8 protein-coding genes are annotated in these 9,259 nt (G+C 71.1%); 3 read left to right on the top strand and 5 right to left on the bottom strand.

Annotated features, from left to right (window positions below; all coding sequences use genetic code 11):
• Positions 1-110: 110 nt before the first annotated feature.
• The 5 genes from ACFTZB_RS38825 to ACFTZB_RS38845 form a co-directional block, all read right to left on the bottom strand.
• Positions 111-761 carry a potassium-transporting ATPase subunit C gene (locus tag ACFTZB_RS38825; RefSeq protein ID WP_378440214.1) on the bottom strand — a complete coding sequence of 217 codons (651 nt, stop codon included), beginning with the start codon at positions 759-761 and terminating at the stop codon, positions 111-113.
• A 6-nt stretch (positions 762-767) separates the two neighbouring features.
• Complete coding sequence (gene kdpB / locus ACFTZB_RS38830; protein ID WP_378440216.1) at positions 768-2,927, bottom strand: potassium-transporting ATPase subunit KdpB; 2,160 nt, start codon at positions 2,925-2,927, stop codon at positions 768-770.
• Positions 2,924-4,639, bottom strand: a complete 1,716-nt coding sequence (gene kdpA, locus ACFTZB_RS38835; protein ID WP_378440218.1) for a potassium-transporting ATPase subunit KdpA — start codon at positions 4,637-4,639, stop codon at positions 2,924-2,926. The genes kdpB and kdpA overlap by 4 nt, the downstream gene beginning before the upstream one ends.
• The gene (kdpF, locus tag ACFTZB_RS38840) at positions 4,639-4,737 is read right to left on the bottom strand and encodes a K(+)-transporting ATPase subunit F (protein WP_095865194.1); all 99 of its coding nucleotides are present in this window, start codon (positions 4,735-4,737) and stop codon (positions 4,639-4,641) included. The genes kdpA and kdpF overlap by 1 nt, the downstream gene beginning before the upstream one ends.
• A gap of 242 nt (positions 4,738-4,979) precedes the next feature.
• Positions 4,980-5,609: a pyridoxamine 5'-phosphate oxidase family protein gene (locus ACFTZB_RS38845; RefSeq protein ID WP_378440221.1), complete on the bottom strand. Its 630-nt coding sequence runs from the start codon at positions 5,607-5,609 to the stop codon at positions 4,980-4,982.
• A gap of 77 nt (positions 5,610-5,686) precedes the next feature.
• On the opposite strand from ACFTZB_RS38845, the gene ACFTZB_RS38850 reads away from it, so the two are divergent.
• The 3 genes from ACFTZB_RS38850 to ACFTZB_RS38860 are packed head-to-tail and all read left to right on the top strand — an operon-like array spanning position 5,687 to position 9,195.
• On the top strand, positions 5,687-7,135 hold the full coding sequence (locus ACFTZB_RS38850) for a PLP-dependent aminotransferase family protein (RefSeq protein ID WP_378440223.1): 1,449 nt from the start codon (positions 5,687-5,689) through the stop codon (positions 7,133-7,135).
• 39 nt (positions 7,136-7,174) lie between these two features.
• Positions 7,175-8,620 carry an amidase gene (locus ACFTZB_RS38855; RefSeq protein WP_378440225.1) on the top strand — a complete coding sequence of 482 codons (1,446 nt, stop codon included), beginning with the start codon at positions 7,175-7,177 and terminating at the stop codon, positions 8,618-8,620.
• A 2-nt stretch (positions 8,621-8,622) separates the two neighbouring features.
• Positions 8,623-9,195, top strand: a complete 573-nt coding sequence (locus ACFTZB_RS38860; RefSeq protein ID WP_378440227.1) for a TetR/AcrR family transcriptional regulator — start codon at positions 8,623-8,625, stop codon at positions 9,193-9,195.
• Positions 9,196-9,259 lie beyond the last annotated feature (64 nt).

Here is a 9,259-nt window from a genome sequence, read left to right on the forward strand (position 1 = left end):
ACACCGCCGCGGGCGCCGACGACGACGGTACGGAGGAGGCCGCCGCGGCCGGCTCCGTGGTGGGCCCGCGCCGGCGTTCGCCCTCGGGTCCGGTACCACTCACCTCGCCATCATCCACCAGCCGTGGGGGCCGTGCATCGAGGAGCGGTCAGACCGAGGGCGAGATTCAACTCGAGGACGTTCACCCGCTGCTCGCCGAGGAACCCGAGTTGCCTTCCCTCGGTGTTCTCGTCGACCAACTGCCGGACGCGGCTCTCGCTCAGGCCGTTCACCCGCGCGACCCTGGGCACCTGCACCGCCGCGTATGCAGGGCTGATGTGCGGGTCGATGCCGGAACCCGATCCGGTGACCGCGTCCGCCGGAACAGCCTCGGGCCGCACGCCCTCACGAGCGGCGATCGCGTTCCTGCGCTCGGTGACGAACGCCGCCAGGATCTCGCTGCTCGGTCCCTGGTTGGTGGGCAGCGCGGTGGCGGGGTCGCCCGGCGCGAACGGATCCTGTTCGGCCACCGACCCGGTGACCCGGTTGTGGAAGAACGGGTCCGGCTCCCCCGCCGGCACATGCGGGTCGACACCGACCCACCGGCTCCCGACGACGCACCCGGTGGTGTCGCGGACCGGCGAACCCTCGGCCGCGCCGGCGCCGATCCGGCTCACCCCCCACACCGCGGCGGGATAGAGCACGCCGAGAACGGCCGTGAGCGCGAGCAGGACGAGGAGTCCGGCCCAGGTCTGCCGGAGCAGTCCGAGGAGAAAACGCATGCGAGGTCACCCAATTCCGGGAATGAGACGGACGACGAGGTCGATGAGCCAGATACCGGCGAACGGTGTGATCACACCGCCGAGGCCGTAGATCAGCAGGTTGCGGCCCAGCAGCGTCGACGCCGATGACGGCCGATAGCGAACACCTTTCAGCGACAACGGGATCAGGGCCACGATCACGACGGCGTTGAAGATCACCGCCGACAGGATGGCGGATTCCGGTGTGGCCAACCGCATGATGTTCAGCGTGTCCAGCTGCGGATAGATGACGCTGAACAACGCGGGGAGGATGGCGAAGTACTTGGCCAGGTCGTTGGCGAGCGAGAACGTGGTCAGCGCGCCGCGGGTGATGAGCAGCTGCTTTCCGATCTCCACCACTTCGATGAGCTTGGTGGGATCGGAATCGAGATCCACCATGTTCCCGGCTTCCTTCGCCGCCGACGTGCCGGTGTTCATCGCCACCCCGACGTCCGCCTGGGCCAGGGCCGGGGCGTCGTTGGTGCCGTCGCCGGTCATCGCGACGAGCCGTCCGCCCTCCTGTTCCCTGCGGATCAGCGCGAGCTTGTCCTCGGGTGTCGCCTCCGCCATGAAGTCGTCGACACCGGCCTCCTCCGCGATGGCCTTGGCGGTGAGCGGATTGTCGCCGGTGACCATCACCGTGCGGATTCCCATGGCCCGCAGTTCCGCGAACCGCTCGGCGATGCCCGGCTTCACCACGTCCGACAACGCGATCACGCCGAGCACCGTCGGCACATCCGCCTGGACCGAGGCCACCACGAGGGGGGTCCCGCCGGCCTGTGCGATCTCGTTCACGGCGCCGGTGACCGCGGGCGAGGTGTGTCCGCCGAGCGCCTGCACCCAGTTCAGCACCGCGTCGCTCGCGCCCTTGCGGATGCGGGTGCCGTCGAACTCGGCCCCATGTGAGTGGCGTCGTGTGCCGGGACACGCGTTAGCACTCACGTGGGGGATGTCGAGCCCGCTCATCCGGGTCTGCGCCGTGAACGGCACGAACTCCGCCGCTCTCTCCGCCTCGGACGGCGCGGGGTCCAACCCGAAGTCCCGGGCGCACAGGTCCACGATGCTGCGCCCCTCGGGAGTGCCGTCCGCGAGGCTGGACAGCCGTGCGGCCGTCGCCAGCTCGACCGCGGAGACCCCCGGCGCGGGATGCAGGGCCGTGGCCTGCCGGTTGCCGAACGTGATGGTGCCGGTCTTGTCCATCAGCAGCGTGTCGATGTCGCCGGCCGCCTCCACCGCCCGCCCCGACATCGCCAGGACGTTCCGCTGCACCAGCCGGTCCATTCCGGCGATCCCGATCGCCGACAGCAGGGCGCCGATCGTGGTGGGGATCAGGCACACCAGCAGCGCGATCAGTTTGATCGGATCCTGTTCCTGCCCCGCGTACAGTCCCATCGGGCCGATGGCGACGACGGCCAGCAGGAAGACGATCGTCAGCGACGCCAGCAGGATGTTCAGCGCGATCTCGTTCGGCGTCTTCTGCCGCGCCGCCCCCTCCACGAGGGCGATCATCCGGTCCACGAACGACTGCCCGGGGGCCGCGGTGACGCGGACGACGATCCGGTCGGACAGTACGGTGGTGCCGCCGGTGACGGCGCACCGGTCTCCTCCGGATTCGCGGACGACGGGCGCGGACTCGCCGGTGATGGCCGACTCGTCCACCGTGGCGATGCCCTCGACGACGTCGCCGTCGCCCGGGATGACCTCACCGGCGACGACGACCACGCGGTCGCCGACGACGAGGTCGGTGCCCGGCACCGATTCGAGGGCGCCGCTCGCCGTGATCCGGTGGGCGACCGTGTCCTGCTTCACCTTCCGCAGGCTCGCCGCCTGCGCCTTGCCCCGCCCCTCCGCGACCGACTCGGCGAGGTTCGCGAACAGCACGGTGAACCACAACCACGCGGTGACCGCCCAGGAGAACACCGACGGGTCGGCGACGGCCATGACGGTGGTGACGACGGAACCGGCGAACACCACGAACATCACCGGGTTGCGGGCGAGGTGCCGCGGGTCGAGTTTGCGGAGCGCGCCGGGTAGCGCCGTCACAAGCTGGGCGGGGCTGAAGATCCCGGCCTTGACGGGCGCCGGGTCGTGGCCGCCCTCCGTCGTCGTCGGCTCGGTCGCCGGACGACTGGTCACGTTCACACTCACTGCAGAGCCTCCGCGATCGGTCCCAGCGCGAGGGCCGGGAAGAATGTCAACGCCGCGACGAGCGCGACGGTGCCGGTGAGGAGCCCGGTGAACATCGGGCCCGCCGTCGGCAGGGTTCCGGCGCCCGCGGCCGTCTTCTTCTGCGACGCCAGGGATCCGGCGAGCGCGAGGACGAAGATGATCGGCAGGAACCGGCCGAACAGCATGCACACGCCGAGCGCGGTCTGGAACCAGTCGCTCGTGACCGTCAGCCCGCCGAACGCGCTGCCGTTGTTGTTCGACGCCGACGCGAACGCGTACAGCACTTCCGAGAATCCGTGGATCGATCCGGGACTGCCGGGGTCGCCGCTGTTGGCCTGGTAACCGGTGGTCGAGGACAGGATCACGGTGATGCCGGTTCCGATCAGGACCAGCGCGGGCATCACCAGCACCGACAGTGCGGCGAGGGTGATCTCCCGTTGCCGCAGTTTCTTGCCCAGGTACTCGGGTGTGCGGCCGACGAGGAGTCCGCCGACGAAGACGGCGATCAGGGCGAGGACGAGGATGCCGTAGAGCCCGGTGCCCACGCCGCCGGGCGCGATCTCCCCGAGCAGCATGTTCAGCAACACGGCTCCGCCACCGAGCGGCGACAGGCTGTCGTGGGCGGAATTCACCGCGCCCGTGGACGTTCCCGTCGTGCTCACGGCGAACAGTGCGGTGCCCGGAATACCGAACCGGACTTCCTTGCCTTCCATCATCGCCCCGGCCGCGGTGGCAGCGACGCCGCGTCGTCCCGATTCGGCGGCGAGCGTGACGGCGAGGAGCGCACCCCACAGAATGCCCATCACGGCGAGCAGTGTCAGACCCTGGCGGTGCCCGGACACCTTGCTCGCTCGGTCGTGAGGGTCGCCGACCATGGTGCCGAACGTGCGGGTGAGCGAGACCGGGATCAGCAGGATCGCGAGGATTTCGACGATGTTGCTGACCGGGGTCGGATTCTCGAACGGGTGCGCCGAGTTGGCGGCGAGGATGCCGCCGCCGTTGGTGCCGAGTTCCTTGATCGCCTCCTGCGAGGCGACGGGCGCGAGTGCGTTCGTGACGGTGTTGCCGTCCAGTCCGGTGGATTCGAAGCCCGTGCGGAAAGATTGGATCACGCCCTGGCTCAACAGAATCAACGCGATCACGAAGGAGAACGGCAGCAGAATGCGCAGGCTGCCGCGGGTGAGGTCCACCCAGAAGTTGCCGATCTCACCGCCCCGGGCCACGCGGACGAACCCGCGGATCAGTGCGACCGCGACGGCTATGCCGACCGCCGCCGACACGAAGTTCTGCACGGCGAGCCCGACCGGCTGGGTCAGGTTGCTCATCGTGGTCTCGGGGGCGTAGGACTGCCAGTTGGTGTTGGTCACGAACGACACGGCCGTGTTGAACGCGACCGCGGGGCTGACCCCGGACAGGTCGCCGGACAGCGGCAGCACACCCTGAATGCGTTGCAGGACATACAGGAAGAGCACGCCGGCCATCGAGAAGCCCAGCACGCTGCCCGCGTAGCCGGACCAGGTCTGCTCCGTGTGGGGGTTGATGCGGCACAGGCGATAGAGCACGGACTCGACGCGCAGGTGTCGGCGGGATTCGTAGACGCGGGCCATGTAGTCGCCGACCGGCACGTACAACACCGCGAGGACCGCGATCACGAACGCGATCTGCAGGCCGGCCGCGAGGGCGGGCGTCATCAGAACCGCTCCGGGTCGATGAGCGCGACCAGCAAGTACACGACGAGCGCCGCCGCGATCGCGACGAGGACGACGGCGAGTATTCCGGCGCCGGTCATTTCACGCGTCCGGTCTGCAGGGCACGGAGAACGAGCGCGCAGCAGGCGAACCCGCCGAGGACGAGCGCAACGTAGGCCACGTCGGCCATGTGAGGATCCCTCTTCGTACTGATCCTGCGGTTCAGCGCAGGCATGACACCCCACCGGTTGCGGGGCGTCATGCCAGCATCGCGCCGGATCCGGGCGACAGAGGCCTCGCTGACGAAGCGCTTACGGGACGTCCAGGGCTCTTGACGCTTTCCTTACGCGGTCCGGGTCAGCCGCGACACCGACGCGGGCACGGGTGTGCCGGTCGCCACCCACGGCGCCGGGACGGGAGCACCGGCGACCGACCGCACCGGGACGACGCCGGCCCACGCAGTGCTCGCCTCCGCGGGTTCGCCCGGCGGCGCGTCCCGCACCTTGACGGTCCACTGCCCCGGGGTGATCGGGAGGGCGAGGGCCAGCGTCGCGGCAAGTTCCTTGCGCCGGTGCCCCCGGACCTCCCGGCTGCGACCGGGGATCAGGACGTCCGACAGCACGTCGAGGGCGCCGGCGGATTCGTCCTCGTCCAGTGTCACGAGGTTGCCGCGGACCACCGCGGAACGGTAGTTGGCGGACGAGTCGAACAGTGTGTCCGCCACGACGATTCCGTCGAGCAACGCGACGCACAGCACGGCGGGGGCGCCTGCCGCGACCTGCCGCAGTGCTCCGGCCCCGGTGGAGCCGTGCAGCAGGATCCTGTCGCCGTCGCGGGCGTAGAGCATCGGCACGGCCCAGGGCAGGCCGTCGACGACGGTGGCGAGCGTGCCCATCGGCGCGGCATCGAGGACGGCGTCGAGTTGCGCACGTTCGGTTCGGGCACGGTCGGGGTATCTCCTGATCTTGTCCACGAGACCATCCTCACCCCGATGTGGATCAGCTTCCAGATCCACAATTGCGAATATCGCCAGACCAGTATTGTGGGTGCATGCCCCGGATCAGCCCCGAACTGCACCTGACGTTGCGGCTCCCCGACACCGACGCACCGCTGCGGCACCGCATCGCGGAGTCGATCCTCGACGAGATCCGGGGCGGCCGCCTGCGGCCCGGCGACCCACTGCCCTCCACGCGGGCGCTCGCGGGCCACCTGACGGTCGCGCGGGCGTCGGTGGTCGACGCGTACGACGAACTCTGCTCGTCCGGATACGCGCACGCGCGCGCCGGTTCGGGCACCCGGATCGCGCCGGGCGCCGACGTGGCGGCCCGCGCCCACGTCGCCTCGCACACGATCACGCGCACGTCGGAACGGGCGCCGCAGGCCGCTGCCGCGACACCCGAGGCGCGGTGGGACCTCACCCCGGGCCACCCCGACCCCGGCCTGATCTCGACCACCGACTGGCGCCGGGCGTGGCGGTCGGCCGCGGCCGCCCCGGTGACGTCCGACGTTCCCGGCCCCGACGGGCACCCGGAGTTGCGGCGCTCCCTCGCGGGGCATCTGCGCCGCACCCGGGGCATCGCGGCGCGGCCCGACGAACTGGTGATCGTTCCGGGAGTGGGCTCCGCACTCCGGACCGTCGTCGCCGCGGCCGGGCTGAGCGGCCGCGACGTGGTGTTCGAGGAGCCCGGCTACAGCCGGGCCCGCCTGGTTCTCGAGGCCGCGGGCGCGCGGACACGCTGCGTGCCCGTGGACGACGACGGCCTCGATCCCGCACTGCTGCGCGGCGCCGACGCGGCAGCCTACTGCACGCCGGCCCACCAGTATCCGATGGGCGCCCGGATGCCGGTGGGCCGCAGGGCCCGGCTCGTCGCCGACGCCGCGGCATCCGGGACGCTGATCATCGAGGACGACTACGACGGCGAGTTCCGCTACGACGTGTCGGCGTTGCCCGCCCTGCGCAGCATCGACCGCGGGTCCGACTGCGTGGCGTACGTGGGCACGGCGTCGAAGATCCTCACTCCCGCGGTCCGGGTGGCGTGGGTGATCGCCCCTGCGGCGCTGCGGCCGGGGATCGTCCGGGCGCTGGACACGACCGGCGAGGCCTGCTGTGCGATCACGGCCCTCGCGCTGGCGCATTTCCTCGACTCGGGTGCGTTGTCGCGGCACCTCGCCCGCGCCTCCCGCACGTATGCGGCCCGCCGGTCGGCGTTCGTCGCCGCGCTGCAGCAGCAGCTGTCCGTGGTGGGCACGGACGGGGTCGGGGTCGCCGGCATCGAGGCCGGTCTCCACGTCGTCCTGACACTGCCGCGCTCGGTCGACGACGTCGCCCTCGCCGCGGAACTGCAGGACCACGGGGTGACGGTGCCAAGTCTCGCCGACTACCGCACCACCGACGCCGGTCCGCGCGGGCTGGTCTGCGGGTACGCACGCCTGCCCGAATCGCAGGCTCGCGGGGCCGCCGAGGCGATCGGAAGGGTAGTCCGCCGGCACCTCCACTGATACTGTTCGTTCGAACGAACAGTTACGGGGAGGGGCGAGATGAGCACGGGACAACTGGGCAGTGAACAGCGCCGCGACGAGGAAGGCGATCGGTCACCGGGACTCGTCGAACAGGCGGAAGCCCTGGCCTCCGGCGACACCACATCGGTCGCGGCCACCCGCGCCGCCCTCGACCGCATCGATGCCAGCCAGCCGACGCTCAACGCGTTCAAGGTGGTCCGCCGGAACAAGGCCCTCGCCGAGGCCGCCGAGGCCGACCGCCGGATCGCCGCCGGTGAACGCCTCCCGCTCCTCGGAGTCCCGATCGCCGTCAAGGACGACGTCGACGTCGCCGGGGAGCCCACCGCGTTCGGCTGCCCGGGCGACTTCCCGCCCGCGGCGCGGGACTCCGAGATGGTGCGCCGACTGCGCGCCGCCGGTGCCGTCGTTGTCGGCAAGACCAACAGTCCCGAACTGGGGCAGTGGCCGCTGACCGGCGGACCCGCGTTCGGTCACACCCGCAATCCGTGGAACCGCGATCACACCCCGGGCGGGTCGTCCGGGGGCGCCGCGGCGGCCGTGTCCGCCGGCCTCGTGTCCGCCGCGATCGGCTCCGACGGTGCCGGTTCCATCCGCATCCCCGCGGCGTGGACCAACCTCGTCGGCATCAAACCGCAACGCGGTCGCATCTCCACCTGGCCTGCCGCCGAGGCGTTCTACGGTCTCACCGTCAACGGCCCGCTGGCCCGGACGGTCGCCGACGCGGCCCTGCTCCTCGACGTCGCGGCGGGACCGCACGAGGGCGACCTCCACACACCGCCGCCGGTCACCGTCAGCGACGCCGTCGGCCGCGACCCCGGTCCGCTGCGCATCGCGCTGTCCCTGCGGATCCCGTTCACCGCCACCCCCTCGACGCTGCACCCCGAGGTGCGCCGGGGCGTCGCGCGGATCGCCGAGGCACTGCGCGGGCTCGGGCACCGCGTCGTGGTGGACGACCCCGACTACGGGATCATGTTCGGGCTCGGCTTCCTCCCCCGGTCGATGGTCGGCATCGACGACTGGATGCGGAAGCTGCCCGACCCGTCCCTCGTCGACCCGCGCACGAGGGGCAACGCCCGGACCGGGCGGCTGCTGCGCGGGGCACCGCTGCGCGCCGCCCGGGCGGCCGAACCGAGAATGCGGCGACGTGTCGGTGCGATCTTCGACGAGTACGACCTCGTCCTCGCCCCCACCACCGCCACTCCCCCGCCGAGGGTCGACGGGATCGACGGCATCGGTTCGTGGGCCACCGACAAGGTGATCACCGCGGTCTGCCCGTACGCGTGGCCGTGGAACGTGCTGGGCTGGCCGAGCGTGAGCGTCCCGGCCGGGTTCACGTCCGGAAACCTGCCGATCGGCGCCCAGCTGATGGGGCACGACGACGCGGAGCCGCTCCTGGTTTCCGTTGCGGCCCAGCTCGAGTCGGTGCTCCGGTGGGACCTGGACCGTCCCGGGAAGTGGTGGTGACCATGGCGTCGACGGACGTCCGTGACCGCATCCTCGCGGCGGCGCTGCACATCGTCGGCACGGAAGGCATTCCCGGCGTGACCAATCGGCGGATCGCGGCGCAGGCCGGGGTGTCGCTCGGCTCCATCACGTACCACTTCCCCACGCAGACGGACCTGCTGCGCGCCGCGCTGTCGGGGTTCGTGACGGAGGAGACGCAGCGGCTGTCGGAGCTGGCGGAGGGGTACCGCGACCAGGGGCTCAGCTTCGAGGACGTCGCCGCACTGACCGAGAAGGTCGCGAAGGATCTGGCGTTCTCCGCGGAGCGGATCGCCCCGTTCGAGCTGTACATCCAGGCGGGCCGCGATCACGAACTCCGTCAGGCCGCCGCCGAATGTTTCGCCGCGTACGACGAATTGACGGTGACGATCCTCACCGCCCTCGGCGTCCCCGATGCGGAGTCCGTCGCCCCCACGGTCGTGGCGACCATCGCCGGCCTGCAGCTGCGCAGACTTGCCACCGGCAGCGACGGGGAGCACGACTTCGCGGCGTCGGTGCTGCTTCTCCTGCGGGCTGCCGGCCCCGTGAGTGGTTGACGAGTCCCTGGTCTCGTTAACCACTCACGGGCGGCGGAGCCGCCTAGAACCCCAGCCTGCCCAG

This window comes from Rhodococcus sp. NPDC057014 (assembly GCF_042673295.1).
Classification (GTDB): Bacteria; Actinomycetota; Actinomycetes; order Mycobacteriales; family Mycobacteriaceae; genus Rhodococcus_F.